Source organism: Flavobacterium movens (assembly GCF_039581425.1).
Classification (GTDB): domain Bacteria; phylum Bacteroidota; class Bacteroidia; order Flavobacteriales; family Flavobacteriaceae; genus Flavobacterium; species Flavobacterium luteolum.
Genome location: NZ_JBCPXY010000005.1, coordinates 306,698 through 333,338, shown reverse-complemented (window position 1 = coordinate 333,338; position 26,641 = coordinate 306,698). Strand labels below are relative to the sequence as shown.

General features: G+C 33.4%; 24 protein-coding genes. 6 read left to right on the top strand and 18 right to left on the bottom strand.

Annotated elements, in window-relative coordinates; genetic code table 11:
• Positions 1 to 160 precede the first annotated feature (160 nt).
• Both gyrA and AAYQ05_RS11795 read left to right on the top strand, forming a co-directional pair.
• A complete protein-coding gene (gene gyrA, locus AAYQ05_RS11800; protein ID WP_281632086.1) occupies positions 161 to 2,803 on the top strand; it encodes a DNA gyrase subunit A in 2,643 nt (880 codons plus the stop codon).
• 37 nt (positions 2,804 to 2,840) lie between these two features.
• Positions 2,841 to 4,109: a tetratricopeptide repeat protein gene (locus AAYQ05_RS11795; RefSeq protein WP_343543524.1), complete on the top strand. Its 1,269-nt coding sequence runs from the start codon at positions 2,841 to 2,843 to the stop codon at positions 4,107 to 4,109.
• Between the two features lie 61 nt (positions 4,110 to 4,170).
• Here AAYQ05_RS11795 and AAYQ05_RS11790 read toward each other — a convergent pair whose 3' ends face one another.
• The 7 genes from AAYQ05_RS11790 to AAYQ05_RS11760 form a co-directional block, all read right to left on the bottom strand.
• The gene (locus AAYQ05_RS11790) at positions 4,171 to 4,590 is read right to left on the bottom strand and encodes an OsmC family protein (protein WP_111283188.1); all 420 of its coding nucleotides are present in this window, start codon (positions 4,588 to 4,590) and stop codon (positions 4,171 to 4,173) included.
• Between the two features lie 302 nt (positions 4,591 to 4,892).
• On the bottom strand, positions 4,893 to 6,872 hold the full coding sequence (locus tag AAYQ05_RS11785; protein ID WP_343543522.1) for a DUF349 domain-containing protein: 1,980 nt from the start codon (positions 6,870 to 6,872) through the stop codon (positions 4,893 to 4,895).
• Between the two features lie 250 nt (positions 6,873 to 7,122).
• Positions 7,123 to 7,875 carry a lipid A phosphoethanolamine transferase gene (locus AAYQ05_RS11780; RefSeq protein WP_343543521.1) on the bottom strand — a complete coding sequence of 251 codons (753 nt, stop codon included), beginning with the start codon at positions 7,873 to 7,875 and terminating at the stop codon, positions 7,123 to 7,125.
• A 56-nt stretch (positions 7,876 to 7,931) separates the two neighbouring features.
• A complete protein-coding gene (locus AAYQ05_RS11775) occupies positions 7,932 to 8,684 on the bottom strand; it encodes a shikimate dehydrogenase family protein (protein ID WP_177210101.1) in 753 nt (250 codons plus the stop codon).
• Between the two features lie 2 nt (positions 8,685 to 8,686).
• Positions 8,687 to 10,081, bottom strand: coding sequence for a tetratricopeptide repeat protein (locus AAYQ05_RS11770; RefSeq protein WP_177210100.1), 1,395 nt, complete (start codon positions 10,079 to 10,081; stop codon positions 8,687 to 8,689).
• Positions 10,082 to 10,354: 273 nt separating this feature from the next.
• Entirely contained in the window at positions 10,355 to 11,548 is a 1,194-nt protein-coding gene (locus AAYQ05_RS11765; protein WP_343543520.1) for an aspartate aminotransferase family protein, read from the bottom strand.
• Positions 11,549 to 11,748: 200 nt separating this feature from the next.
• Positions 11,749 to 13,428: an OstA-like protein gene (locus AAYQ05_RS11760; protein WP_343543518.1), complete on the bottom strand. Its 1,680-nt coding sequence runs from the start codon at positions 13,426 to 13,428 to the stop codon at positions 11,749 to 11,751.
• A 285-nt stretch (positions 13,429 to 13,713) separates the two neighbouring features.
• Here AAYQ05_RS11760 and AAYQ05_RS11755 point away from each other — a divergent pair, with 285 nt between their 5' ends.
• Positions 13,714 to 15,585 (top strand): alpha-amylase family protein, encoded by a 1,872-nt coding sequence (locus AAYQ05_RS11755; RefSeq protein ID WP_343543516.1) that lies wholly within the window; start codon positions 13,714 to 13,716, stop codon positions 15,583 to 15,585.
• Between the two features lie 58 nt (positions 15,586 to 15,643).
• Here the strand turns inward: AAYQ05_RS11755 and AAYQ05_RS11750 are convergent, their stop codons facing one another.
• From AAYQ05_RS11750 to rsfS, 8 genes are all read right to left on the bottom strand, one after another.
• Positions 15,644 to 16,702: a glycoside hydrolase family 130 protein gene (locus AAYQ05_RS11750; protein ID WP_343543514.1), complete on the bottom strand. Its 1,059-nt coding sequence runs from the start codon at positions 16,700 to 16,702 to the stop codon at positions 15,644 to 15,646.
• A 66-nt stretch (positions 16,703 to 16,768) separates the two neighbouring features.
• Positions 16,769 to 17,548 (bottom strand): superoxide dismutase, encoded by a 780-nt coding sequence (locus AAYQ05_RS11745; protein ID WP_177210096.1) that lies wholly within the window; start codon positions 17,546 to 17,548, stop codon positions 16,769 to 16,771.
• A gap of 7 nt (positions 17,549 to 17,555) precedes the next feature.
• Entirely contained in the window at positions 17,556 to 17,825 is a 270-nt protein-coding gene (locus AAYQ05_RS11740) for an acyl-CoA-binding protein (protein WP_177210095.1), read from the bottom strand.
• Positions 17,826 to 18,479 carry a phosphatidylserine decarboxylase family protein gene (locus AAYQ05_RS11735; RefSeq protein ID WP_177210094.1) on the bottom strand — a complete coding sequence of 218 codons (654 nt, stop codon included), beginning with the start codon at positions 18,477 to 18,479 and terminating at the stop codon, positions 17,826 to 17,828.
• On the bottom strand, positions 18,469 to 19,359 hold the full coding sequence (locus AAYQ05_RS11730; protein ID WP_177210093.1) for a phosphatidate cytidylyltransferase: 891 nt from the start codon (positions 19,357 to 19,359) through the stop codon (positions 18,469 to 18,471). Before AAYQ05_RS11730 ends, AAYQ05_RS11735 begins: the two co-directional genes overlap by 11 nt.
• Before the next feature lies 1 nt (position 19,360).
• Positions 19,361 to 19,966 (bottom strand): lactate utilization protein B/C, encoded by a 606-nt coding sequence (locus tag AAYQ05_RS11725; protein WP_343543511.1) that lies wholly within the window; start codon positions 19,964 to 19,966, stop codon positions 19,361 to 19,363.
• Positions 19,967 to 20,082: 116 nt separating this feature from the next.
• Complete coding sequence (ftsH, locus tag AAYQ05_RS11720) at positions 20,083 to 22,008, bottom strand: ATP-dependent zinc metalloprotease FtsH (RefSeq protein ID WP_343543510.1); 1,926 nt, start codon at positions 22,006 to 22,008, stop codon at positions 20,083 to 20,085.
• Positions 22,009 to 22,023: 15 nt separating this feature from the next.
• Positions 22,024 to 22,395: a ribosome silencing factor gene (gene rsfS, locus AAYQ05_RS11715; RefSeq protein WP_177210090.1), complete on the bottom strand. Its 372-nt coding sequence runs from the start codon at positions 22,393 to 22,395 to the stop codon at positions 22,024 to 22,026.
• Between the two features lie 92 nt (positions 22,396 to 22,487).
• On the opposite strand from rsfS, the gene AAYQ05_RS11710 reads away from it, so the two are divergent.
• Complete coding sequence (locus AAYQ05_RS11710; protein ID WP_343543509.1) at positions 22,488 to 23,216, top strand: biotin--[acetyl-CoA-carboxylase] ligase; 729 nt, start codon at positions 22,488 to 22,490, stop codon at positions 23,214 to 23,216.
• A 196-nt stretch (positions 23,217 to 23,412) separates the two neighbouring features.
• Here AAYQ05_RS11710 and AAYQ05_RS11705 read toward each other — a convergent pair whose 3' ends face one another.
• Positions 23,413 to 23,805: an SRPBCC family protein gene (locus tag AAYQ05_RS11705; protein ID WP_343543507.1), complete on the bottom strand. Its 393-nt coding sequence runs from the start codon at positions 23,803 to 23,805 to the stop codon at positions 23,413 to 23,415.
• A 196-nt stretch (positions 23,806 to 24,001) separates the two neighbouring features.
• A complete protein-coding gene (gene pyrE, locus AAYQ05_RS11700) occupies positions 24,002 to 24,646 on the bottom strand; it encodes an orotate phosphoribosyltransferase (protein WP_343543505.1) in 645 nt (214 codons plus the stop codon).
• 7 nt (positions 24,647 to 24,653) lie between these two features.
• On the opposite strand from pyrE, the gene AAYQ05_RS11695 reads away from it, so the two are divergent.
• Positions 24,654 to 25,292 (top strand): NUDIX hydrolase, encoded by a 639-nt coding sequence (locus tag AAYQ05_RS11695; protein WP_343543503.1) that lies wholly within the window; start codon positions 24,654 to 24,656, stop codon positions 25,290 to 25,292.
• Between the two features lie 189 nt (positions 25,293 to 25,481).
• Here AAYQ05_RS11695 and AAYQ05_RS11690 read toward each other — a convergent pair whose 3' ends face one another.
• Complete coding sequence (locus AAYQ05_RS11690; protein WP_250835607.1) at positions 25,482 to 25,712, bottom strand: DUF4287 domain-containing protein; 231 nt, start codon at positions 25,710 to 25,712, stop codon at positions 25,482 to 25,484.
• Between the two features lie 511 nt (positions 25,713 to 26,223).
• Between AAYQ05_RS11690 and AAYQ05_RS11685 the strand changes: the two genes are divergently transcribed.
• Positions 26,224 to 26,640, top strand: a complete 417-nt coding sequence (locus AAYQ05_RS11685) for a helix-turn-helix domain-containing protein (RefSeq protein WP_343543501.1) — start codon at positions 26,224 to 26,226, stop codon at positions 26,638 to 26,640.
• The last annotated feature ends 1 nt before the right edge of the window (position 26,641 follow it).

The window sequence follows — 26,641 nt, the reverse complement described above, 5'->3', positions numbered from 1 at the left end:
ACAATAAAAGAGTTAAAAAACGTTTAATTTATTAACTAAAAGCCAAAATAAAGTTGTTAATAAATCATTTAAATAAGTGTAAGGAAATAGCTGAAAAAATTTTAAAAAAACGTATCTTGGCACGCTTTGAAACTATTATAATTATTTAATATAACAACTTATGTCTGAAGGAGAAAAGTTAATTCCTATTAACATTGAAGATGAAATGAAATCAGCTTACATCGATTATTCGATGTCAGTAATTGTATCGAGAGCACTTCCTGATGTTAGAGATGGCTTGAAACCAGTGCATCGAAGAGTTCTTTACGGAATGTATGATTTAGGTGTAACATCAAGATCTGCCCATAAAAAATCTGCAAGAATCGTGGGAGAGGTTCTGGGTAAGTATCACCCGCACGGAGATACCTCTGTTTACGACGCAATGGTTCGTATGGCTCAAGAGTGGAGTATGCGATATTTATTAGTTGATGGTCAGGGTAACTTTGGTTCTGTCGATGGAGATAGTCCTGCAGCAATGCGTTATACTGAAGCCAGAATGCGTAAAATTTCTGAAGAGATTATGGCCGATATCGAAAAAGAAACAGTTGATTTTCAATTGAACTTTGACGATACAATATATGAGCCAAAAGTAATGCCAACAAGAGTTCCTACTTTATTAGTAAATGGAGCAACAGGTATTGCAGTTGGTATGGCGACAAACATGCCGCCACACAATTTAACTGAAGTTATCAATGGTACTTTAGCATATCTTGATAATAACGATATTGAAGTAGATGAATTAATAACTCATATTAAAGCACCTGATTTCCCTACAGGAGGTATTATCTACGGATATGAAGGTGTTCGTGAAGCTTTTAAAACAGGTAGAGGGCGTATTGTAATGCGTGCTAAAGTCGGTTTTGAAGAAGTAGACGGAAGAGAATGTATTATTGTTACAGAAATTCCATATCAAGTTAACAAAGCCGAAATGATCAAACGTACGGCTGATTTGGTTAACGATAAAAAAATTGAAGGTATTGCCAATATTCGTGATGAATCGGATAGAAATGGTATGCGTATCGTTTATATCTTAAAACGTGATGCTACGCCAAACGTAGTTTTAAATACTTTATACAAATACACTCAATTACAATCTTCATTTAGTGTTAATAATATTGCATTAGTAAAAGGACGTCCTCAATTACTGAATCTAAAAGACATGATTCATTACTTTATTGAGCACCGTCACGATGTGGTAGTTAGAAGAACGCAATTTGAATTACGCAAAGCAGAAGAAAGAGCACATATTTTAGAAGGATTAATTATTGCTTCTGATAATATCGACGAAGTAATTGCGTTAATTAGAGGTTCTAAAAACACAGATGAAGCAAGAGAGAAATTAATAGAAAGATTTAAATTGTCAGATATTCAGGCTCGTGCAATTGTAGAGATGCGTCTACGTCAGTTAACAGGTCTGGAGCAAGATAAATTAAGAGCGGAGTTTGATGAGTTAATGAAGTTAATCGAGCATTTAAAAGCTTTATTAGCAGATGTTAATTTGAGAATTGATTTGATTAAAGAAGAGCTTACAGAAATCCGTGATAAATACGGTGATGAGCGTCGTTCTAAAATTGAATATTCTGGAGGTGATGTAAGTATTGAAGATTTGATTGCTGATGAAAATGTGGTAATTACCATTTCGCATGCAGGTTACATCAAACGTACGAACTTGACAGAATACAAAACTCAGAATAGAGGAGGAGTTGGTCAAAAAAGTGCAGGAACAAGAGATCAAGATTTCTTGGAGCACATGTTCGTAGCAACAAACCACCAATATATGATGTTCTTTACGCAAAAAGGAAAATGTTTCTGGATGCGTGTTTATGAAATTCCAGAAGGAAGCAAAACGGCAAAAGGTAGAGCAATTCAGAACTTGGTGAATATTGAAAGTGATGATAAAGTAAAAGCTTTCATTTGTACGCAAGATTTAAAAGATAAAGATTATATCAATACTCATAATCTTGTAATGGTGACTAAACAAGGACAGGTTAAGAAAACTTCTTTAGAGAAATATTCTAAACCTCGTGTAAATGGAGTTGCCGCAATTACAATTAAAGAAGGTGATGAGTTGCTTGGTGCTCAGTTAACAAATGGTGAAAGCCAAATTATCTTAGCGGTTAAATCTGGTAAATTAGTTCGTTTTGAAGAAACTAAAACTCGTCCGATGGGAAGAACAGCTTCTGGAGTACGTGGAATTACCTTAAAAGATGAAACTGACGAAGTAATCGGAATGGTTACGGTTGATAAAAATGATATTTCTGAATCGCAAATCTTAGTGGTAACTGAAAATGGTTACGGAAAACGTACTAAATTGGTTGACGAAGATGGAGAAGATGTTTACAGAATTACAAACCGTGGAGGTAAAGGAGTTAAAACGCTTAATATTACTGAAAAAACCGGTAAATTAATCTCTATTAATGCGGTAACTGACTCAGATGATTTGATGATTATCAATAAATCAGGATTGACAATTAGAATGGCAATCGAAGATTTACGTGTTATGGGACGTGCAACTCAAGGTGTTAGATTGATCAATTTAAAAGGAAAAGATTCTATTGCTGCTGTAACAACTGTAATGAAAGATGATGTAGAAGAAGTAGAAGTGGATGAAGATGGAAATGTAATTGGAGCAATCGAGAGAGTTAAGCCAGACTTGGAAGTTCTTGAAGATGACGGATCTGCAGAAGATGACGATGATTCTGATGATGAAGAGGTAGAAGATGAAGACGATGCTGAGGCAGAAGATGAAGAGTCTGAAGAATAAGTAAAAAACAAAAAATTAAATACAAATAAATACCATTATGAAAAGTAAATATGTAATACTTGCATCAGCATTACTGATCTCTGTAGCTACGTTTGCTCAAAAAGATCAAATTAAAAATGCTGAAAAAGCATTAAAAGGAGGAGATGCGCAAGGTGCTCTTGCTCAATTAAAAGATGCAGAGAACTTAATTGTGAATGCTAAAGATACTGAGCAGGCACAGTATTATTTCGTTCAAGGAAATGCTTTTCTTGAACTTGCAAACAAAAAAGTTGAAGAAAGTAAAAATTTATTAGCTGCAGCTGACAGCTACAAAAAATTAATTGAAGTAGAAAAAACTTCTGGAAAACAAAAATATTCAACTCAAGCTGCTGCTTCAATCACAAACATTAAAGGTTTATTGATCAATTCTGCAATTGCTGATACACAAGCTAGCAAACATGTTGAAGGTGCAAAAAAATTGTACGAAGCATATGAATTAGACAAAAAAGATACTATTAACTTGTACTATGCAGCTTCTACAGCTGTAAATTCACAAGATTTTGATCTTGCTTTGCCAATGTACGAAGTGTTGAAAAAAATAAATTATTCAGGAAAAGGAACTTTGTATACAGCTGTAAACAAAGCTTCTGGAAATGATGATAGTTTTGCTAATGCTAAAGAAAGAGATTTAGCTGTTAAATTAGGTACTCACGAAAAACCTAAAACTGAAGCTATTGCTTCTAAAAGAGGTGAGATCTACAAAAACTTAGCATTAATCTTAGTTCAAAAAGGACGTACAGAAGATGCTAAAAAAGCAATCGCCGATGCTAGAAAAGCAAATCCAGAAGATTCTTCTTTAATTTTAACAGAAGCTAATTTATATCTAGAGACTAAAGACTACGATATGTACAAAAAATTAGTTAATGAAGCTTTAGAGAAAGATCCTAAAAATGCTGACTTAGTATTCAATTTAGGGGTAATCAGTGCTGGGGCTAAAAACAATGCTGACGCAGAGAAATATTACTTAAAAGCAATCGAAATCAATCCTGAGTATACAAATGCTTATTTGAATCTTGCTGCATTAAAATTAGAAGCTGAAAAACCAATTATTGATGAAATGAATAAATTAGGTACTTCTGCTAAAGATATGAAACGTTACGATGTTTTAAAAGCGCAAAGAGAGGCTGTTTTCAAAGGAGTTATTCCTTACCTTAAAAAAGCGAATGAATTAGATCCTAAAAATGAGGATGTTTCTAAAACATTATTAGGAGTTTATAGCGCTCTTGAGATGACTGCAGAAGCTAAAGCCTTAAAAGCAAAAATGTAATTATTGGCATTATAAAATAAAAAAAAACCATTCACAATTGTGAATGGTTTTTTTTATGTCTTTAACTGATTAGTTCAGCAGATAAAGTAATGGTTGTATTTAGCAGTTTTGAAATCGGACAGATTTCTTTGGCTTTAGCAGCTGTTGAAGCAAATTCCTCCGCAGATATGGATGGAACTTTACCTTTTAAATCTAAGTGAATCAAAGTGATTGATCCATCTTCAAAAGTTACTGTAGCTTCTGTAGTTAAATCGTCGGCTGTAAACCCAGCTTCATTTAGTAAAAAACTTAATTGCATCGTAAAACAGCCAGAATGAGCTGCAGCAACCAATTCTTCAGGATTTGTTCCAACGCCATCAGCGAATCTTGTTTTGAAAGACAATTGTGCATTATCTAAAGTTGTACTTTGTGTACTGATTGTTCCTTTTCCTTCCATACCGGTTCCTTTCCAGTTGGCGTGTGCTTTTCTTGTAAATTTCATATTCTCCTTATTTAAAATTAGTATTAAATGTTATTTGCTTGATTGCTAGTTAATAGTGGTAACTCAAATATAATCAATATTTTGCAGAATAATTTTATGAAATTTAATTGTTGTTAAGTTTTGGGTTTTAGGTTAGAGTGAGTTTTAACCGCAAAGCGCGAAATCACGATGGCTATCGGGATACGCAAAGTTGGCAAAGTCTTTAAGTAAAGCTTTGTGGACTTTACGTTAAAAAATAAGCGCAAAAAAAAAGTGTAACAATTGCTCGTTACACTTTATTATTCTTTAGAATTCGACTAGAATTACTCTTGTCCTAAGTTTCTTAATTGTTTCAATTTGTCCTTCCAAACTTCAAGGCTTTCTTTGTGAATTGCAATGTTTTTGCGTACTTCAGTAACTATAGAGTTTTCTTTTTTAGCATTTTTTGTATTGGTAAAGAACTGAATGTTATTTTCTAATTGAAAAATTTCATTTTGAACTTCTTCAATTTTACGCATAATAAAGATCTTTTCATTGTCTAATTTACGCGTATCATTGCTGTCAGATAAAGAATCAAGACGATTTGCAAAACGCATCATTTCAGATTCTTTTTTGCTTAAACTTAGTTTTTCAAAAAGAGCATCTAAGATTTTATTAAATTTCCCTTCAATATGTCTTCTGGAAAAAGGAACTTTTCCAAAACCTTTCCAAGTTTCTATATGTGCTTTAATGGCATCTAAATCAGTTTTGTGATCTCCAGTTAGTTGGAAAGCTCTTAAAACATCCAAATAAGCTTTCTTATTGTCAAAAGCAGTTACTTCATCACTGTTTTCTTCAGATTTATGCTCTTTTAATTTATCAAAATAATGGTTGCAAGCATCCTTAAATTCTTTCCAGATTTTGTCTGAATATTTTTTAGGAACATGTCCAATTTGTTTCCATTCTTCCTGGATTTGTTTCATTACAGGTGTAGTAGCTTGGAAATCGGTGCTTTCCTGCAATTCTTTAGCTTTTGCTACAAGAGCCAGTTTTTTATTTAAATTATCGTTTTGGTCTTTTTTAATGTCTTTATAAAACGAATTTTTAAAAGCATTGAAATTTCTAACCGCAGTTTTAAAAGTAGCCCAAGTTTCTTCATTAACTTCAGAAGGTACTTTTCCAGCTGCAAAAAACTCATTTCTTAGCTCTTCTACTTTTTGAATTTGAATAAGCCATTGAGAATGAGAATTTACTTTTTCGCTTCCCAGTGCTTCAATTTTAGCAATAATTTCTTTTTTGGCTTCAAGATTTTTTTGCTCATTTGCTCTTTGGCTTTCAAATAAAAGTTCTCGCTTGTCATGTATTTTCTTAGTCAGTTCACTAAACTGATTCCAGATGGCATCACGATGTTCTTTAGAAACAGGCCCGATTTCTTCTTTCCAGATTCTGTGTAAATCTTGTAACTCACGGAAAGATTTGCTCACATCGGCATCGTTTGCCAATTCTTCAACGCGCGCTATAATTTTTTGTTTTAATTCTAAGTTATGTTTAAAATCTAAATCTCTAGCCTCACGGTCTAAATGAAGATAATCGTAGAAATTTTCTACGTGGAAGTGGTAATTATTCCAAACGTGATTGTATTTGTCTTTTGGAATAGCTCCGGCATTTTTCCATCTTTCTCTTAATTCATTAAAATGCTTAAGAGTATCTTTTATATTTTCCTGCGGATTAATTAATTCTTTTAATTCTTCAACAATAGCTAGACGATTTTCTAAATTGCTTTTTAAATTCGTCTGTAAATGTTTAAAATGAGCATTTCTTTTCTCTCTAAAAACATTATAATATTCGTCGAATTTTGATTTTAACGGAAGGTGATACTCAAATTCTTCATTCGGATCTGGATTGGAAGCTAAAAATTCTTCTTTTTTCTCTTCTATAAGATGATGATATTGCAGCAAGAAAGCTTTTTTGATTTCTTCAATATGATCTTTTACAGACATTACCTTGTCTATATTCACCAATTTTTTCAGTTCATCAACAAGTGCATCCAGGGTAAATGTATTGTAATCTTGCATAGGAATGTCGTGACGTTCCTTTAGCGTTTCGTCTTCACTTTCAGCAGCGTTCGAATTGGTAATAACATCTAATGCCTCCTGATGGGCATCTTCTTGTTTTGTTACTTCATTTTCGGTTTCTGAGACCAAATCTTCGGTCAAAGTTTCAGAATCTGAGATTTCGATTGCATCATTTGCTACAGAATCATTTATTTCGATTCCTGATTTTCCGTCTGCTTCATGCAGGTTATCATTCTTTTCTTCTAACATCTTTAAAAATGTATAAGGTTTTTATTTTAAACAGTGCGAAAGATAGTAAAGGTGTTTCTAACTACAAAATAAATCCTTTGTTTATACGCTAATTTGCGATGAAATTCTTATTGTTTACTTCAATTTGATAGTATGATATATTAATTTTTGTTGTTTTAATTGATAAGTTAGAAATAATATTTTTTTCGATTTTTAATTGAAAAACATATAAATCCTAAAAAGTCAAGCTGAAATAGCAGTTTGTTCAAAATCAAAACAAAATCAGCATCCCGACTTCCATACCAAAATTATATGATTTTTCGCCACCAAAAGCTACGCTGGGGTGTACATAAACTAAGTTTGTTGGAGTTATTTTTCGGCCAAATTCCATAAAAGCATTATTTTGAAAGCCATCCAAAATGTAATTGTATCTAAAAGCTACATCTGTAGCAATCCAATTTTTCCCGAAGAACCATAACAAGTTGTTTTCTAGTAATGTTACACTTACATCGCTTCGATTGCTTGATCCCGCAAAACTTTGGGAATGTTCAATGGTCGCAATCCATAAAAATTTCTTTTGATTGAAGTATTTTGCAAAAATACCAGCAGGAATTACCACCCATTTTCCGCTTCCAAAACTTGGATCTACAGCAGAATTTGAGATTACACGGGTTCTAAGGCCAATGCCATTATTTTTCTTAAAATAGGGTATGAAACTTAGTCCCGCACCAATATCACCAAGTCCAGTTTGATTGATAGAATTGGAGTTGGTTGAAATTAAAGGTAAATCAAATCTCAGATTCCAAGCTTTGTTGCCTATTGGTTGTAAGACACGCAAATTTGTAGTGTTAAAAGAGCCATTCTTAGTGTCTAAATATTCATTGTACAATAGAATAGTTTGCAGAAAATAATGATATCTAGGCTCGGCAAACGGACTATTGCTTCTGTCTATATCTTCGTCTTGAGCAGCTGCAAGAAATGTAATAAGAAAAAAAATGCTAAAGTAAAGTAGTTGTTTTTTCATAACTGTCTGCAAATGAGTAGACTAATTTACGAAAAATACTTTAACATTTTAATTTTTTATTTGTTCCAAATTTTCCAAGCTTTCTCCGCCTGAAAAATAAGCATATCATGTCCATTTTTAATTACAGCTCCCATTTCTTTTGCTTTTCTTAGGAAAGTGGTTTCTGCTGGATTGTAGATTAAATCGTATGCAATATGTTTTTCTGTAAAGAATTCATAAGGCAAATTTGGACAAGCATCCACATTTGGACTCGTTCCAACTGGCGTACAATTAATTATAATTTGAAAATTATCAAAAGTGGTTGCATTAATCAAATCATAGTCAATAATGTTTTCTTTTGCTTCTCTTGAAACAAAAGTATACGGAATGTCTAATTCATCCAAAGCAAAAGCAACGCCTTTAGAAGCGCCTCCTGTACCTAAGATAAGAGCTTTCTTATGATGTGGTTCTAATAATGGCTTTAAAGACTTTTTAAATCCGTAATAATCGGTGTTGTAACCCTTTAATTTGCCGTTTTTAGTAAATTTAATTGTATTGACAGCGCCAATTAGAGCGGCTTTTTTTGATAATTTATCTAAGAAAGGAATAACTTGTTCTTTGTACGGAATCGTAACATTTAATCCCTTTAAATCAGGATTATTTTTAATTAATTCTGTGAAGTAATTAATCTCAGAAATGTCAAAATTCTCATAGCTGTTGCCAGCAAAAACTTCATTATTAAATTTCTCTGTAAAATAACCTTTTGAAAAAGAGTAGCTTATGTTGCGTCCTAATAATCCAAAACGTCTTCTTAATAAAATATCAACCATTCTTATTTACGATGTTTTTCTATATAATTTTTTACTGTTTTTTTTGTCCAAACCACAGGAAACAAATCTTCTATCAAGATATAATTGTCAAAATTTAGACGCAAACCATTGCTTAAATGAAATTTAGCTTTTGTATTGTCCTGAATCATGAAATACAATCCTGCTAAACGGTATTCGATTTCATTTTCTTCTGGAAAATATTCTGTCGCCTGCAATAAAGTCTGTATAGCAGTTTCAAATTCTCCCAAAAACTGAAGAATATCAACCCAGTATAACCAAGTATCTAATGCATAATCTCCAAATTCAACTGCTTTTCTAAAACCAAATTCGGCTTCTTCAAAGAAATTCATTTGTTTGTTGATTGTTGCATATCTTTTCCAGTACAAACGATTTTGATTATCAATCGCTAAAGCTTTATTCACAAAGAACAATGCTTTCTGATAGTTTTTCTGGCGAAGATGAAAATCTGTTATCGCAATCCAGCCTTTATCTAAAAGAGGATCTTCATGAACAGTTTGGTTATAGTATTGGATTGCTTTTGCTAAATTTCCAAGTTTTTCATAACATTTTCCAATTCGAAGCAATGCATACGATGTTGCATCGTCCAATTCAATGGTTCTGTTATAGCTTTCAATTGCTTCATTGTATTTTTTAAGGCGTTCATAAGCTTTTGCTTTTTCCATGAAAGCACCTAAAAATTCGTCATCAATCAATGTTGCGTAGTCAAATGCGCGAATAGCATTTTCATATTCTTTTACGCCATAATGAAGACGTCCAAGCTGATGCCACGCAATTTCGCTATACGGATTTCTGTTAATATATTCGTTAAGATATACAATAGCCTCTTGGTTCTGATCTAAAAATTCAAAACAATAGACTACATTATAAAGAGCAGATTGGTCTTCTAAGTCTTCTTCAAGACATTTGATAAAATTCTCCTTTGCCAGCTCGAGATTGTCCATAAATAGATATTCCATTCCGATCAAATTGTACACGTCAGCATAATCATCAGTGTATTGAAGCGCGATTTTTAACAGTTCGACTGCTTTTTCGTGCTGATCTCTTTTTGAACAGATATTGGCTTTCTGGATATAGATTTCCTCGTTGTTAGGTTCAATTGCGTATAACTCATTCAAAAGCTTTTCAGCAATCTCGAGTTTGTCATCATAAACTAGCATTTCTACTTGTACTAATTTTAAGCCTGTAGATTTTGGATGCTGGTCTAATGCAAGTTTTAAGGCCTTTTTTGCTAAATTAGCCTTACCTATGTCTAAATAATGAAGAATTATTTCTTCGAATTCTTCAGAATCAAAAAAGAGCACTTTGTTAGTTTTTAACATCGACTCAAATTTGGATAGGGATAGGTTATAATCTTCTTCTTCGTTGCTTAATTGCATACTTCGTATATTTGAAATTAGCCTGTTATAAATTTAGGCAACCATATAATTGTTGTAAGGATAGGAAATTAATTGTTTTGAACAATTTAATTAACAAAATATGGCGTTTTTTATTCTGTTTTGGGAAGAAATCTCCTTTATAATTAAGGGGTTAACTTCGATTTTGTCATTTTTTTAATTAAGCCGAAAGATTATAGTGAAATATAAATGGAATGGTACTTCCTGTCGTTTTTATTAAAAAGCACCGAAATATTTCAAAAATAATTTTTCATTTTAGCTGTTGCTCTTTTGCATTATCCCATCCATAACCTCTAAAATAATGGCGCATCCTTCTCTAATTTCGTCTTCAGAAATGGTCAAAGGAGGTGTAATTCGTATAGCACATCCTTCAAATAAAAGCCAAAATAAAATAAGTCCTCTGTCTTGACAGGTTAAAATGACTTCGTTGGTAATGTCTGCTGATTCTGTCATAGCAGCAAGCATTAATCCTTTTCCTCTAACTTCTTTAATCAAAGGGTGTACCAAAAGCGATCTGAAGAGTTTTTCCTTCTCCAACGTTTCTGCCATTAAATTTGTTTCAGTTAATTCTTGCAAAGTAGCCAAACAAGCTGACGCAATGACAGGGTGACCACCAAAAGTGGTAATATGTCCTAATTTTGGATTTTCTGTTAAAAGATCCATTTTTTCAGCAGAAGCAGTAAAAGCACCAACTGGCATACCTCCGCCCATTCCTTTTCCCATAACTACGATATCTGGAACAACATCATAATTTTGGAAACCAAAAAGTTTTCCTGTTCTTCCAAAACCAGGCTGTATTTCGTCAACAATCATTAAAGTTCCAACTTCATCACAGCGTTTACGCACTTTTTGAAGGAAATTGTTTTCTGGCTGAATAAAACCTGCTCCACCTTGGATGGTTTCTAAAAGAATGGCTGCTGTTCTGGTAGTTATTTTTTGTAGATCTTCTTCGTTATTGAAAGTAATAAAATCAACATCTGGCAATAAAGGTCTAAAAGCCTGTTTACGCTCTTCAAATCCCATAACGCTCATAGAACCCATCGTGTTTCCGTGATACGCATTGTGGCAAGAAATAAGCTGACTGCGGCCTGTAACTCGTTTTGCTAATTTTAGCGAACCTTCGATTGCTTCCGTACCTGAATTAACCAAATAGGTTTTATTTAAAGATTCAGGCAGGAGAGAAGCCATTAATTTGCAGTATTGAACTGCTGGACTCTGAGAATATTCTCCGTATACCATTACGTGCGAATATTTATCCAACTGATCTTTTATAGCCTGATTTACTCTAGGATGCTGATGTCCTAAAGTACAAGCCGAAACTCCGGCAACAAAATCTAAATATTTTTTATCGTCTGTGTCGTAAATGTAAGAGCCGATGGCATGCGAAACTTCCATTCCTAGTGGGTAAGGAGAGGTTTGCGCTTGGTATTTTATAAAATCTGGATTCATTTTTTTAGCTTCTAAGTTGCTGAGATACTAAGATTCTGAGCTTCTATGTTTTTAACTGTACACTGTGACTGCGACTGAAAACTTTTTTAGGTTCAAAGTGGCGAAGGTACTAAGGTTCTAAGTTTTTTTACTTTACGCTTAAGTTAACTTTGTGGTTTAAACAATCGTAAAGCACTGTAAACTGTAACTGCGACTGAAAACTACTTGTTTTTAGCTTTCGTGTCTGTCTTAGTGGCTGGGTTTTTCTTATCGTAATTCAAGGTTTCCTTCCTGACTTTCAGAGGAACATTTTTGCCTTTTTCTTCTTCGTCTTTACCCTGTTTAATCAGTTTTTCATTCATTTCATTTTCTTCGGCGGTAAAAATATCATCTTTCGACTTTATTCTTTCGTTTCCACGCCAATTCATGCCTCGCAGTTTACGCGCGTTTTCGGGAAGTTCATCCTCAGGAAAAATATCTCCATCAACTTTATTGAAGAACGTAATGGTTTCAATAGCATTGTTTTCCAATATCATATTAATTTTACTGCTGACATTTTTATTGATTCCGATTAGTTCATGAGCATCGTTCCGCATATAATAAATTACTTCGGTGTTTTTGATGACATCAACATCATGAAGTTTCCCATCCCGGAATTTTCCAAACAAATTGAGTCCCTTGACTTGATTAAAACCGGTTCCGAGCGTGTCCTTGGATAAGACAAAAGTATTGTTTAGAACTTTCAAAGAATCAATTTTTCTTGTTTTATTGTCGCCAATTAAGTGCATTAAATCACCAGTAATCTGGTTGTCACCATTCCAAAGAATCGGATTTCCAATCAATTTCGTTAAAGCAGTTTTAGAATTCGAATGAATAGAATCGCATTTACCGCTCATGTCTGTTTTATAGAAGCGAACATTTTTAAAAGCTCTAAGGATTCTTTCTCCTTCTTTACCTGTAACCATTAATTTTTGTCCATGAATGTAAACCGAATCATTTTCAACTAGGTTTACAGCGACAGCTCTTTTGGTAACAAACATGGAATCTTTCAGTTTGTAAAGTTCTGCATAATGGCCTTTTACAATTCCTCTGTTAATAGAATCGGTAATTTTTACATTTCGAGTTGCTGAAGCAAATTCGGTATTTCGATTATAATATAAACTATCGCCTTCTATACGTCTATCGTCATATTTGATATACGATTTTCGAAGAAAATGTGCTAAGTTTTTCTTTGTATCGTAAAAGCCTTTTTCGGTATAAATGTAATTGGCTTTACTGGTAATAGTTGAAGGTCCAAGAAGATAAGTATGTCCCGAATTACTGTAATAATCCAAATGATTGGATTTAATTACATATTTTGGATTGGTAATGGTAACTTCGGTTAAAAACTGAAACTTCTTTTCTTTTACAAAATACCTTCCCGATTTGCTGACCAAAGTATTGTCTTTGTTTACAATCGTTCCTTTTGTATTGTAAAATGCTTCTTGAATATTTCTATCAAAATTAATAGTATCAGTCTGTAAAGTAGCATCAGGTGAAGTTAGAACTGCATTTCCTGTTGCAAAAGCTTTTTTTTCATTACCGCTATACTCAGCATATTTACTATTTAAAAACAAAGTATCTCCCTGTACCAATTGTACATTTCCAAATGCTTTTAGATAATTTTCTTTTTGAAAAAAATAAGCTTTGTTGCAAGTTAAAACAACTCCATCATGGTTTACTTTTACATTTCCGGTAAGTAAAAGCGCATCAGGTACATTAACTTGATCCACGTCGGAAAAGTCAGCATTCTCGATAACAATTGTTTTTGGAGATTGTGCAGGTTTTTTTGCTTGCGCGAAAGTAAATTGAACGCTTAAAAAAGACAGGCAAATAAATATGAAAAAGAGTGATTTCTTCAACTGATTAAATTTTTGTCAAATTTATAAAAAAGGTTAGAACCTGTGGCGGTTATTAGCATTAATTTATAATTAGTCATTAACAGTCTAATGTTGAATTTGGATGCGATTTAATTTTTCAACAAAATCTCTAACTCTCACGTTGTAGTAGTTGTATTTTAAGCAGAAAAGGGTGTAAATTAGATAAATCGTTTTCGGGGTTTTAAAAAATGAGCTATTTTTAGAAAATTGTTCTGATACTTTTTGGTATCAAAATTAGATAGACAAGACAAGAATAGCCCAAAATATATGATAAGTAAAAAAATAATTGCAGCCGGAATCACATTAACTATACTTTTTTCGGCCTGTAAAACAAAAGATCTAAAAATGAGTACTGCAAAAGAGCAAACTGCAACTGATAGAAAAGTTGTAGTGTATCAAGTTTTTACACGCCTATTTGGAAATAAAAATACAAACAATAAACCATGGGGAACAATTGAAGAAAATGGTGTAGGGAAGTTTAATGATTTTACAGATAAAGCGCTTCACGAAATAAAAGATTTAGGGGTTACCTATATTTGGTATACCGGAGTTCCGCATCATGCTTTAGTACGTGATTATACAGCTTACGGAATTTCAAATGATGATCCAGAAGTAGTGAAAGGCCGTGCGGGTTCTCCATATGCCGTAAAAGATTACTACAATGTAAATCCAGATTTGGCCGTAAATCCTGCAAAACGATTAGAAGAATTTGAGGCTTTAATCAAACGTACTCATAATGCCGGTTTGAAAGTGATTATTGATATTGTTCCAAATCATATTGCCAGAAAATATGAAGGAAAATCGAATCCAGAAGGTATAAAAGATTTTGGAGCAGATGATGATGTTACAGTTGAATATAAACGAGATAATAATTTCTATTATATTCCACAGCAACATTTTGAAATTCCTGACGGAGATATTCCTTTAAACGGAGAAAAAAATGTGCTTATTGATGGAAAATTTGACGAAAACCCTGCTAAATGGACAGGAAATGGTTCCCGTAAAATTAAACCAGACCAAAATGACTGGTACGAAACGGTAAAAGTAAACTACGGAGTGCGTCCAGATGGCACCAAAGATTTTCCTGAACTCCCTGCTGGTTTTGACCAGAAATCGTATGAAGAACATTTTACTTTTTGGCAAGATAAAGATGTTCCTGATTCCTGGAAAAAGTTTAGAGACATTGCGTTATACTGGACAGCAAAAGGTGTAGATGGATTTCGTTATGATATGGCAGAAATGGTTCCGTACGAATTTTGGAGTTATATGAACTCTTCTATTAAAATGAAAAATCCGAATGCATTTTTATTGGCTGAAGTTTATAATCCGAATGAGTACCGCAATTACATTCGTTTAGGAAAAATGGATTATTTGTATGATAAAGTAGAAACGTACGATAAGCTGAAAGATGTAATTCGAGGAAAATCTTCGCCAGACGAATTAACCAAAATTCAAAACGGAATGGCAGATATAGAGCATCATATGCTTCATTTTTTGGATAATCATGATGAACAGCGTTTAGCAAGTCCGGAATTTGCAGGAACTCCAGAAAGAGGAAAACCCTTAATGGTGGTTTCGGCAACAATTAGCACCGCACCTACTATGATTTATTTTGGTCAAGAAGTAGGGGAGGCTGGAAACGAAGATGCTGGTTTTGGAAAACGCTCTAGAACATCAATTTTTGATTATATTGGAGTTCCGAATCATCAGCGTTGGGTGAATGATGGTAAATTTGATGGAGGACAGCTTTCTGAATCTGAAAAACAGCTTCGTGACTTTTACAAGCGCTTATTGAATTTTACGATTAATAGCAGTGCTTTAATGGGAAGTTTTGAAGAAATTCAAACCGTAAACCGACAAAACAATGGAGGTTATGATTCGTTGCTTTATTCTTATGCGCGCTGGTCAGAAAATCAGAAACTGATTGTAATTGCGAATTTTTCTTCTGAAAAAGGAAGTGAATTTAATCTAAAAGTCCCTTCATCGCTTATTTCTAAATGGAATTTGAAAGATGGAGAATATCAAATGAAAGATCAATTGTATCAGAATAAAACTTTTATGTTAAAGGTGCAAAATGGAGCAGGTGAGGCTACAATTTCGATTCAGCCTTCAGAATCTTTGATTTTGGAATTGAAATAAAAATAATTGAGATCATAGGAAAAACTTGTTTAGAATTGACTAAGCAAGTTTTTTGTTTTTAGACCTTTTTTAGCAAAGAAAAAATCTCTCTAATAGAAAATGTTGCGCCACAGACAAATTCGTCTGAAGCGCCGTAATAAACGGTTAGTGTGTCGCCGTCTGGTTCGACAATATGGCCGTTGGTAAAAACCACGTTTCCAAAGAAACCGCTTAACTCGTAACTCGTTTTTGGAAACATAATCGGTGTTTCTGTTCTTGAAATAACTTTTGTGGGGTCTTCTAAATCCATTAAAAAAGCCCCTAGACAATACTGGTGAAATTCATTGGCTCCGTGATAAATTTCAAGCCAGCCCAATTCTGTTTTTATAGGAGCAGCTCCAGCACCAACTCTTTTGCTGTCCCAGCTTTCTTTTCTGGTTTTGACAATGCATTTATGGTTTCCCCAATGAATGCCATCTGGAGAAGAAGCAATCCAAATATAATTTCCGCCAATATCTACGCTGCTTGGGCGATGTAAGGCGTAAAATAGGCCATTGATTTTCTCTTCAAAAATGGCGCAATCTTTATTATGTGGAGGAAATATTAATCCGTGTTTTTGAAAATTCTTCCAATTTGTAGTAGTTCTCAAACCAACGGCAACACCACTAGGAGAGACAGATGTAAAAGTGAGAAAATATTTTCCTTCAATGAGAGAGACACGACAATCTTCGATTCCAAAAGTTTCTAATATTCCTTCGCCAACCAAATGCGGATAATTTTCAGGTTCATAAAACCGTTTTCCGTCTTCACTGCACAATAATCGAATATGAGATAAAGTAGTTAAGTAGTCAATTCCTTGATAATTAATTACTCGAGCATCTGTTGCAATAAGTTCAGGATGATCTTTTAAAATTTCGATAATTTGAATGGTTCCTGCTTCTGTTAGGATTGGAAACGAGATAATGTTTTCAACTTGTTTTGGTCTTTCTGCAACACGTACTGCTAGCCATGTTTTATTTTGAAACTGAAACACACCAGGATTCAATAGACAAGTAATTTCTAAACCTTCTCTGCTGGGCGGTATATCTGATGGCGACAATAAAGGATTTTCTGTAAAACGATTGGCAATATCTTTCATGATCTTCGTTTAAGTACCTAAAAGGTATAAAAAAAAAGCTGATACTTACTTGTATCAGCTTCTTTTCTATACTTTTTTCACCTTTTTGAGTGCTTCAACGTAATATTCGTTTACTTTTTCCCAATTTATATGATTATAAAAGGCGTCAATGTAACTGCCTTTTCGATTTTGATAGTCTAAATAATAGGCATGTTCCCAAAGATCAATTCCCATAATTGGAGTTCCTGGAATCAAGGCGTTTTTCATTAACGGATTATCTTGGTTGTCTGTAGTGGTAATTTGCAATTTGCCATAACGGTCTACAACCAACCAAACCCATCCAGAACCGAATTGCTTTTCTGACTGTGCTTTAAATTGATTTGTCAGATTATTAAAAGAACCAAATTCTTTATCAATAGAACCTGCGAGAGTATCTTTTGGAGTCTGCTCTTTTGGAGTCAGAATGTTAAAATACAAAGTATGATTGTAGTATCCACCTGCATTCTGACGAAGTTTTAAATTAGTAAGAGGCATTTTCTTTAAAATGTCTTCAATAGGCATATTTTCAAACTCAGTCGATACAATTTCTTTATTAAAAGCGTTGGTGTATGACAAATAATGTTTAGAATAATGAGTCTCTAAAGTCAGAGTTCTAATGTCTGGCGCAAGTGCATCATAATTAAATGGCAGTTTTGTCATTTCAAAAGAACCGGGATCGGCTTTAACATCATTTGGTGAACCAATAGTTATTTTTTCTTCTTTTGTTGGAAGAGGAACTTCAACTACTTCAACCAGCTTATCTTCTTTACAGGAAAATAATAGTAAAAATGAAGCTAAAGTGCTGAAAAGAACAACGTTTTTCTTCATAATGTTTTTATTTTGATGTTAATGAATTGATGATTTCGATATAATTTTCTTTGGCTTCGTCTACAGACATATGGCTAATCTGCATCCAAGCATTGGTTTTAAAAGCATTTCGCAAATCAAAATTTTCAGATTGATTGTAGACTGCTGTACCAAAAGTAGCTTGTTTGTAAAAAGCGTAAAGTCTTAACTGCACATCTTGTGGCAGCGAAGCCTGAGTCATTGTCATAGCAGCTTCTACGGCTTTAGCGAAGCGAATATCTAAATCTTTATCGGCCATTTATGCTTTTGTAGCAATAATTGTTTTTCCTCCAATCGCTTTTTGATTCAACTCAACATTGATTGGTGTACCTAAAGGTAAAAATAAATCTACTCTTGAACCAAATTTAATAAAACCAGCATCGGTTCCTTGCACAACTTGCATTCCTTCTTTAGCATAGTTGACAATTCGGCGAGCCAAAGCTCCTGCGATTTGTCTGTATAGAACAGCGCCAAAAGTTTCGTTTTCGATTACTACAGTAGTTCTTTCGTTTTCTTCACTCGCTTTTGGGTGCCAAGCCACTAAGAATTTACCAGGGTGATATTTACTAAATTTAATAATACCATCCATTGCATAACGTGTTACGTGCACGTTGATTGGCGACATAAAAATAGAAACCTGTAAACGTTTATCTTTAAAATATTCTCCTTCATAAACTTCTTCGATCACCACCACTTTTCCATCAACTGGAGCTAGGATATGATCACTGTTTCTAACTGCAATTCTCTTCGGGTTTCTGAAGAATTGTAAAATAATAATCAAAATTACAAGCGCTGCAATTTGAACAAGCATTCTAAGCCAATTGATATCTATAAATCTTTCAGCAATTAAAAGTACAGCTACAGTAAATACAGTACCTAATAAAATGGACGGGCCTCCCTCTTTATGAAACATAATATAAAATTTGATAAAATAAAAATATAATTGGTGCTACAAATATAACACTATCTAATCGATCTAAAATACCTCCGTGGCCTGGCATTATCGAACCACTGTCTTTTATGCCAGCAATTCGCTTAAATTTGGATTCTATTAAGTCGCCAATAGTTCCAAAAATGCTCACAATTAATGCGATAATCGTCCAAATTAAGATCGATGTGTTGCTAAACTCAGGTTTAGGCTGAATATAGAGTTTAGAAATCAAAAATCCAGCAAAAGCTGCAAAAACAACCCCGCCAAGAAAACCTTCGATTGTTTTTTTAGGAGAAACTCTCTCGAATAATTTGTGTTTTCCCATTGATTTTCCAACTAGATAGGCAAAAGTATCGTTGGTCCAGATTAAAACAAATAGTCCTAAAATGATTTTCGGATTGTAATCATTTGTTCCAAAAGAGATTTTTACAATAAAAATAAATGGAAGCGTAATATATCCAAGCAGATATAAATACTTTGAAGAAGTGCTTATTTTCTGAATAGAATCATAAAATAAGAATATGATACATTTTATAGATACAACAATTGTGACAGCAAGAAGAATTAAGTCTAATTGTTTAATGTTAACTTCAAGGTTTATGTTGGAATTAAAAGTATCGTTTAAGAATTTGCTTGTCTGTTTATTGTAATGACTTACCAGAATAGTGGTCGAATAAATCAGAATTCCAAAAAGTATAGAAAACACTTTATTCAGGTTTACTATATTAGAAAATTCATATATCGTAATAATTAAGAAAACGCCAAAAAGAGTAATGAAGCTTTCAGTAGAAAACAATATTGAAGTTAATAATAAAGCGATATAAACAGCACCAGAAATGGTTCTCTTCAGTGTTTCGTTCATCTTAAAGATCTTCTAAAAGCAATAAATAAAGGTTTTTCGCAACACTTCCGTATTGTGTAAAATCTTCTTCTTTCGCTTTTTCGAAATATTTTATGGTAGTGATATTAGTAGGATAGTCCCTTTCGTATTTACGTTTAATTGCGCTTAATCCATCACTTTTCATGGGAAGGATTTGGCTGGTAGTGGCTATTATGACAATATTTGCGGGTAATTCGTTTGGTTTGTTTTGTTTAATTTGTCTAGACGAAAATAAGATAGAACCTTCATCGGCAATAAGGTTTTCGCAGCTTGCTAATAAGAACCTTGGCTTGGTTGGTGCGCTGTAAAAGAGTTTGTTTTCTTCTAATAAACCAAATAAAGCAGGTTCATAACATAAAACTTCTTGTTCGAACCAGTCATTTTCTTCTAAAATGTTTTCAAACTGTTCAGAAAGTTCTCCTGTGTTTTCGCAGTACAAAAATTTACCTCCATTTTTTTTGAAATTGAAAATAAATTGCTCATCTAAAGATAAATGACTGTTCTGCGCAGAAGTTCCTGCATATTCGCTTTCGTTCTCTTCGTCAGAAGCGGCTTCACTAGAGCCAAATATTTTTTTGAAAAAATTCATTTTTTATATGAAATGCTTTACATGTTAATTGAAAACGTTCAAAGATAAAAAAATCTTAATTCAAAAGGATGTTTTGAATTAAGATTTTAAAAAATTATTACGTATTTCGTAATTACTTATGAAACTACTTCTTCTAAATTTTTATCAAAAGTACGTTTTCCGAATATGTTTTCTAAGTCATCTTTAAAGATTACTTCTTTTTCAATCAGAATATCAGCAAGTTGGTTTAACTTATCTTTGTTTTCCTCTAAAATCTGAATTGCTCTCTGATATTGACCTTCAATTAACTCAGAAATTTCTTTGTCAATAATTTTTGCAGTCTCATCAGAGTATGGTTTAGAGAAGTTGTATTCGCCCTGTCCAGTTGAATCGTAATACGTAACATTACCGATTTTGTCATTCAATCCGTAAATAGTTACCATAGCACGAGCTTGACGAGTTACTTTTTCTAAATCACTTAATGCACCAGTCGAAATTCTGTCGAAAGTTACTTTTTCAGCAGCTCTACCTCCCATAGTAGCACACATTTCGTCTAACATTTGATCTGTTCTAACGATTTGTCTCTCTTCTGGTAAATACCATGCAGCTCCTAAACTTTGCCCACGAGGAACAATTGTTACTTTAATTAGTGGTGCAGCATGCTCCAGCATCCAGCTTACAGTAGCGTGACCGGCTTCATGAATTGCAATTGCTCTTTTTTCGTCTGGAGTAATGATTTTGTTTTTCTTTTCAAGACCACCAATAATTCTATCCACGGCATCAAGGAAATCTTGTCTGTCAACTGCGGCTTTGTTGTTACGAGCAGCAATAAGAGCAGCCTCGTTACAAACATTGGCAATATCAGCACCAGAGAATCCTGGAGTTTGTTTTGCTAAGAAATCTAAATCTAGACCTTCAACTTTTTTGATAGGAGCTAAGTGTACTTTGAAGATTTCAGCTCTTTCGCGAATATCTGGTAAGTCAACAAAAATTTGTCTGTCAAAACGTCCTGCACGCATTAAAGCTTTGTCTAGAACGTCAGCTCTGTTTGTTGCTGCCAAAACGATTACGTTAGAGTTTGTACCAAAACCGTCCATTTCTGTCAGTAATTGGTTCAAAGTATTTTCTCTTTCATCGTTTCCGCCAGACATATTGCTTTTTCCTCTCGCTCTCCCAACAGCATCGATCTCATCAATGAAAATGATAGCAGGAGATTTTTCTTTAGCTTGTTTGAATAAGTCACGTACACGTGAAGCACCAACACCTACAAACATTTCTACGAAATCTGAACCTGATAAAGAGAAGAAAGGTACCTGAGCTTCACCAGCAACAGCTTTTGCTAGTAAAGTTTTACCAGTTCCCGGAGGTCCTACAAGTAAAGCTCCTTTTGGAATTTTACCTCCAAGATTCGTGTATTTTTCAGGGTTTTTAAGGAATTCAACAATTTCTTGAATTTCTTCTTTAGCACCTTCTAAACCTGCAACATCTTTAAATGTAGTTTTAATGTCTGTTTTTTCATCAAACAATTTAGCTTTAGATTTTCCGATATTGAAAATCTGTCCGCCTCCGCCAGCGCCTCCACCAGACATTTTACGCATAATGAAAATCCATACACCAACAATGATGATGATAGGAAGTAAGCTAATTAAAATATCGCTCCAGTTATTTTTTTGAAGGAAGTTGAAATCTTTTAATTTTCCTTCGCTAACTGCTTTTTCTAATTTAGTCTGAAAGATTTGATCATTACCAATTTCCAAAGTATAGTGTGGGCCTTTGTTTGGCTGTTTGAAAATATCTTCAGCAACTTTTTTGTTTGCTGGGTCTTTAAGAGCCGCAGCATTCAAGTATACCTCAGCTTCTGCTTTGTTGTAAACAATTACTTTTTCAATTTGTCCTTTTTCTAGAAGGGTGTTGAATTTAGAAGAAGTTAATTGAGCAGGTTCGCTTAAGCTTGATCCTCCTGTGGCAAAACTTATGAATAAAAAAACTAAAAGTATTGCGGTGTATATTAACCAAGGACTTATTTTAAATTTATTCGGATTTGGATTATTATCTTTAGCCATTTAATGAAAGTTTCTTTAGTATTTGTTCTCGATTGAAGTTATTTTGGCATCGCCCCAAAGGCTTTCGATGTTGTAATATTCGCGAATATGTTTCTGGAAAACGTGTACTACAATATGTACATAGTCCATTAAAACCCATTCTGCATTATCGGTTCCTTCTACGTGCCAAGGTTTATCTTTTAAGTCTTTTGATACAATTTTTTGAATTGAGTTTACGATGGCGTTTACTTGGGTGTTTGAGCTACCGTTGCAAATAACAAAATAGTCGCATACAGCAGTATCTATTTCTCTTAAGTCAAGAATATCGATATCATTTCCTTTTACTTCCTCAATCCCTTTGATTATGTTCGCCAGTAGAACATCATTATTAACAGTCTTTTTCGCCATGAATTATTTTATATGAATTTGTAAAGTTACCAAATTTTGTGATTATTTTTGAACCTTAACAAAATATTAAATTAAGATATTTAAATTATTTAATGAAACTAATCAAACTCGATGCCATAGATTCTACAAATGACTTCTTAAAAGCTTTATCAAGTCAAGATGAACTGGAGAATTTTACAACGGTAACAGCTGAAAATCAGACAAAAGGCAAAGGACAAGTAGGTGGCGTATGGAAGACTGAAGCGGGTAAGAACTTAACTATGAGTGTCTTGGTGAAAGATTTCCTGTTTAATAACGACGAAGTTTTTAATTTGAGCGTCTTGGTATCTTTATCTGTTGCAGAGGTTTTAAAAGCATTAAATATTCCTGATATTTGTATTAAGTGGCCAAACGACATTCTGTCATACAATAAGAAATTGGTTGGCATATTAATCGAAAATACCTTAAAAAGCGATGGCAGAATCGTGTCAGTTGCTGGAATCGGAATCAATGTCAATCAAACCGATTTTACCGAATTGCCAACTGCTTCTTCTATGGCAGTAATTGCTGGTAAATCTTTCGATAAAGAAGAATTGGCAATTTTAATTGTCGAAAAACTAAAAGAGAAAATTCAATTATGGAAAACAGAATCACAAACCTTTTGGAACGATTATTTCAATTTTTTATTTAAAAAGGGAATTCCGACTGCATTTAGAGATAATAATAATCAAGATTTTATGGGAATCATTCAAGGCGTTTCTCCAATTGGTAAGCTACAGGTTTTGTTAGAAGATGATTCGATTTCCGAATTTGAGATTAAGGAAGTTAAGATGCTTTACTAAGGTGCTAAGGTTCTGAGATGCTAAGATTCTAAGTTTTTTATTTTTATCTCGCAAAGTCGCTAAGACGCTAAGTTATTAATGGTTTAATCTTAAAATAAATGTTTGAGTCTCTGCGACTTTGCGAGAGCATAAAAAAAAATGTCCAACAATAGTCGGACATTTTCATTTATAATTCACAATTAATAATTCACCATTATTAAAGCTTGTTCATATTGTTTGCTAAAGTTTCAATAAACTTACTAATTGGACCTTTAACCATTATCGCCATCATAGCGTTGAATTCTCCTTCAAAAAATAATTGAACAGCGCTTTCTGAATCAGAAACAGTGTCAATATTTGAAGTTAGTGTAAACGGAAGTTTATCACTTGCAGCACCCAAAACAATTTTGTTTGGAGCTACTTTATCTTTCATCTTTAATTTGATTTCAGGCATTCCTTTCAATCCAAAAATAAAAGCGTCTTCGCCAGTCACTTCAAATTTAGCAATATTGTCTGGCATTAATTTTTCGAAATTCTTTACGTCAGTCAATTGATCGAATAAATCTTGAGCTGATTTCTGAACAGTAACTTTTGGACTTTCTAAGTTCATATTGTTTTTTGTTTTTTTTTTGTTTTACCGCAAATGTTTTTTTACCGCAAAGGACGCAAGGTTTTTTATGTTACTTTGACTTTATTTAAATTCGCAAAGCTGAAATTTAAATAAAATCCCAATTTTTTAATCCCGATAGCTATCGGGACAAATTCCAAAAGGAGCAAAGCGATTTTAAAATCTAAAATCTAAAATCTTATTCCTGTCCCCAAGTAGACGGGCTTACGCTCCATTCTTGCAGAGTAGATTGCTGATCTTCTGTGATGTATTGTTTTTGAACTGCTAAATCTAACAAGTTTTCGTAGTTGCTTAAAGTGAACAAATCAACGTTAGCTTCTTTAAAGTTTGCTTCGGCAACACCAAAACCATAAGTAAATACAGCTGCCATACCTTTAACATTAGCACCTTCGTTTCTTAAAGCTTCAACAGCCAATAAACTACTTTTTCCGGTACTAATTAAATCCTCAACAACCACAACATTTTGTCCTTTTTGCAAAAAACCTTCTACTTGGTTTTGTCTACCGTGTTTTTTTGGTTCCGGACGCACGTATACGAACGGAAGACCTAAGCTTTCGGCAACCAAAATTCCAACTCCAATGGCTCCAGTAGCAACACCAGCAATCACATCAGGTTTTCCAAATTGTTTTTCGATGTTTTTAGCAAACTCATCACGAACATAGTTTCTAATGCTCGGAAATGAAAGAATTAACCTATTATCACAGTAAATAGGAGATTTCCAACCAGAAGCCCATGTAAAAGGATTTTCGGGATTCAATTTAATTGCATTTATTTGCAAAAGCAATTCGGCTGTTTTTTCGGCAGTATCTTTATTAAAAATCATAGTACAAATGTATAAAGTTTTTGTAAACGACAAACCACTTTTTTTGACAAATGAAATCTCGAAGGAAACAGATTTCCAATTGTTCTTGTTGGAGAGTATTGATATCGAACAGCTTATTATAAAAATTTTTCAAAATAAAATTCAAAAAGCGATTCTATATCATCCTGACGAAAGTGAGATAATGAAAACCCTTAAAGCCAAGATTCCCGTGAATAAAGCGGGCGGAGGTTTTGTCTACAATAAGAAAGGCGAAGTCTTGTTTATCTTTAGAAACGGAAAATGGGACCTGCCAAAAGGCGGAATCGAGAAAGGGGAAGACATTGAAGCGACGGCTATGCGTGAGGTAGAGGAGGAGACAGGAGTAAACCAGCTTCGTATTACGAATAAACTTCAAAAAACCTATCACATCTTTAAACGCAACGGAAAATACAAACTTAAAATCACGCATTGGTTCGAAATGTTCTCCGATTTTGAAGGAACACCACACGGACAAATCGAAGAAGGAATAGAAAAAGTAGCGTGGTTAAACCCAGAACAAATCAAAGAAGCGCTTAAAAACTCCTACGAAAACATCAAATTGTTATTCGAAGAAGAAAAAAAAATTCCAGTAGATTTAAAGACAAAGAAAGAAAATTTAGAATCTTAGTAGCTTAGCACCTTAGCATCTTTAAAATAAGGGCGTGCCACCAATAAAAAAAAGACCTAATCAACTTTGCGTTCATTGGGTCTTTTTTTTATTGCTGTCGGGCTTTCGCCGCTACTTCGGTAGCCTGGCTCTATCCCTCACGCGGGCACTCGTCTTTAAAAGTTCATTTTGTTTTTTGTGAGAACTTTTTTATTCGCTATCCTCGTTTTTAATGCCCTTAAGTAAAGCATAAATTGCCATTGCATGCCCTTGCCCTAAGGCAAAATCATTTTTAAGCCAGTTTACAATATCTCCAGCTTTTACTTCAGGTTTTAATTCGCCGTTTGCAGTAAAACCTTTTTGCTCTGCCAAAGTTCTAAACTCAGCTGGACCATTTCCTGTTTTTTCTTTAATCGTTTTTAAGTATCCTTGAAATGACATAAAATATAAGTTAGAAATTAAGTAAAACGAAAATACAAATTAAAAGTAGGATTAGTATTCGGTTTTTTAATTTGTTTAGTTCAGCTTTTTCATAAAAATAGTTCTAGCGAATTCGAGGACTAGTTATTTTATCGATATAACTTATTTAACTTTTTTATAAACTTTGTACAGCAAATAAAGTATTGCTATCCCAAAAAGTAAACAAAAAAATTGCCAAGCCATCAACGAATAATCGTAATCTTTTATAATTGCATCCATAATGTCTAAAGTTTCTGTTTTATGGTTAAAAAAAATAAGGTTAAGGTAATTTAAATGACCTTTTTATTAATTATCAAAAAAGATATTTTAGAAAGCAAATTAAGACTTTTTTTTAATCTAATTTTAAGTTTGTCAAAGTTTTAAATTTTGACAAACTTCCAGTTAGCACCGTAGAATTTCAGAAACTTAGAAACTTATTTAATTTCATATCTCAAAAATCGTACTTTTGTTTAATAAGCAATACATTACAATTATGAGCACACTATCAAAACCAAGCCATATAGGAAGAAAAATAAGCCGTATTCGTGAACTTCGTGACATGAAGCAAGAAGCTTTGGCACAGGCTTTAGGAATAAGCCAACAGGCAGTTTCTAATATAGAGAACAGTGAAAATGTTGATGACGAAAGACTTATTGATGTAGCAAAAGCTTTGGGAGTAACTGTAGAAGCTATAAAGAATTTTTCAGAAGAAAGTGTATTCAATTATTTCAATACATTTAATGACACAAATAATACAGGTGCGTTTAATTTTGGTACAAATAATTGCACTTTCAATCCATTAGATAAATTGATTGAAGCTTATGAAGAAAATAAAAAGCTTTACGAACGTTTGGTTCAAGCGGAAAAAGATAAAGTGGAGTATTTAGAAAAAATATTGAAGAATAAATAAG

Coding starts and splice junctions, on each gene's coding strand:
- gyrA (WP_281632086.1), top strand. CDS start 161: ATGTCTGAAGGAGAAAAGTTAATTCCTATTAACATTGAAGATGAAATG.
- AAYQ05_RS11795 (WP_343543524.1), top strand. CDS start 2,841: ATGAAAAGTAAATATGTAATACTTGCATCAGCATTACTGATCTCTGTA.
- AAYQ05_RS11790 (WP_111283188.1), bottom strand. CDS start 4,590: ATGAAATTTACAAGAAAAGCACACGCCAACTGGAAAGGAACCGGTATG.
- AAYQ05_RS11785 (WP_343543522.1), bottom strand. CDS start 6,872: ATGTTAGAAGAAAAGAATGATAACCTGCATGAAGCAGACGGAAAATCA.
- AAYQ05_RS11780 (WP_343543521.1), bottom strand. CDS start 7,875: ATGAAAAAACAACTACTTTACTTTAGCATTTTTTTTCTTATTACATTT.
- AAYQ05_RS11775 (WP_177210101.1), bottom strand. CDS start 8,684: ATGGTTGATATTTTATTAAGAAGACGTTTTGGATTATTAGGACGCAAC.
- AAYQ05_RS11770 (WP_177210100.1), bottom strand. CDS start 10,081: ATGCAATTAAGCAACGAAGAAGAAGATTATAACCTATCCCTATCCAAA.
- AAYQ05_RS11765 (WP_343543520.1), bottom strand. CDS start 11,548: ATGAATCCAGATTTTATAAAATACCAAGCGCAAACCTCTCCTTACCCA.
- AAYQ05_RS11755 (WP_343543516.1), top strand. CDS start 13,714: ATGATAAGTAAAAAAATAATTGCAGCCGGAATCACATTAACTATACTT.
- AAYQ05_RS11750 (WP_343543514.1), bottom strand. CDS start 16,702: ATGAAAGATATTGCCAATCGTTTTACAGAAAATCCTTTATTGTCGCCA.
- AAYQ05_RS11745 (WP_177210096.1), bottom strand. CDS start 17,548: ATGAAGAAAAACGTTGTTCTTTTCAGCACTTTAGCTTCATTTTTACTA.
- AAYQ05_RS11740 (WP_177210095.1), bottom strand. CDS start 17,825: ATGGCCGATAAAGATTTAGATATTCGCTTCGCTAAAGCCGTAGAAGCT.
- AAYQ05_RS11735 (WP_177210094.1), bottom strand. CDS start 18,479: ATGTTTCATAAAGAGGGAGGCCCGTCCATTTTATTAGGTACTGTATTT.
- AAYQ05_RS11730 (WP_177210093.1), bottom strand. CDS start 19,359: ATGAACGAAACACTGAAGAGAACCATTTCTGGTGCTGTTTATATCGCT.
- AAYQ05_RS11725 (WP_343543511.1), bottom strand. CDS start 19,966: ATGAATTTTTTCAAAAAAATATTTGGCTCTAGTGAAGCCGCTTCTGAC.
- ftsH (WP_343543510.1), bottom strand. CDS start 22,008: ATGGCTAAAGATAATAATCCAAATCCGAATAAATTTAAAATAAGTCCT.
- rsfS (WP_177210090.1), bottom strand. CDS start 22,395: ATGGCGAAAAAGACTGTTAATAATGATGTTCTACTGGCGAACATAATC.
- AAYQ05_RS11710 (WP_343543509.1), top strand. CDS start 22,488: ATGAAACTAATCAAACTCGATGCCATAGATTCTACAAATGACTTCTTA.
- AAYQ05_RS11705 (WP_343543507.1), bottom strand. CDS start 23,805: ATGAACTTAGAAAGTCCAAAAGTTACTGTTCAGAAATCAGCTCAAGAT.
- pyrE (WP_343543505.1), bottom strand. CDS start 24,646: ATGATTTTTAATAAAGATACTGCCGAAAAAACAGCCGAATTGCTTTTG.
- AAYQ05_RS11695 (WP_343543503.1), top strand. CDS start 24,654: ATGTATAAAGTTTTTGTAAACGACAAACCACTTTTTTTGACAAATGAA.
- AAYQ05_RS11690 (WP_250835607.1), bottom strand. CDS start 25,712: ATGTCATTTCAAGGATACTTAAAAACGATTAAAGAAAAAACAGGAAAT.
- AAYQ05_RS11685 (WP_343543501.1), top strand. CDS start 26,224: ATGAGCACACTATCAAAACCAAGCCATATAGGAAGAAAAATAAGCCGT.